At 68.7% G+C, this 632-nt stretch carries 1 pseudogene; it reads left to right on the top strand.

What is annotated here, in order from left to right:
• Positions 1-632 (top strand): annotated as a pseudogene (locus HA630_RS01475) (3-oxoadipyl-CoA thiolase); the annotation flags it as partial.

Below are 632 nucleotides of genomic sequence, written 5' to 3'. Positions count from 1 at the left end.
GCCGGCGGCGTGGAAAGCATGAGCCGCGCGCCCTTCGTCATGCCCAAGGCCGAAAGCGCCTTCAGCCGCAGCAACGCGGTGTACGACACCACCATTGGCTGGCGCTTCGTCAACAAGCTGATGAAAGCCCAGTACGGCGTGGACTCCATGCCCGAAACCGCCGAGAACGTGGCGGTGGACTTCGCCATCGAGCGCGAAGCGCAGGACCTGATGGCCTTGAACAGCCAGTTGCGCGCCGTCGCCGCCATCGAAGCCGGCCACCTGGCGCGCGAGATCTGCCCCGTCACGATCCCGCAAAAGAAGGGCGACGCCATTGTGGTGGACACCGACGAACACCCGCGCAAGACCAGCCTGGAGGCGCTGGCCAAGCTCAAAGGCGTGGTGCGCCCCGACGGTTCCGTGACCGCCGGCAACGCCAGCGGCGTGAACGACGGCGCCTGCGCCCTGATCCTGGCCGACGAAGCCAGCGCCGCCAAGAACGGCTTGACGCCGAAGGCCCGCGTGGTGGGCATGGCCACCGCCGGCGTGGCGCCGCGTATCATGGGCATCGGCCCGGCGCCGGCCACGCAGAAGGTGCTGGCCCAGACCGGCCTGACGCTGGCGCAGATGGACGTGATCGAGCTCAACGAAGC

This window comes from Aquabacterium sp. A08 (genome assembly GCF_011742065.1).
Note: the sequence above shows the minus strand (reverse complement) of the source record. Positions and strands in the feature narration are given on the sequence as shown.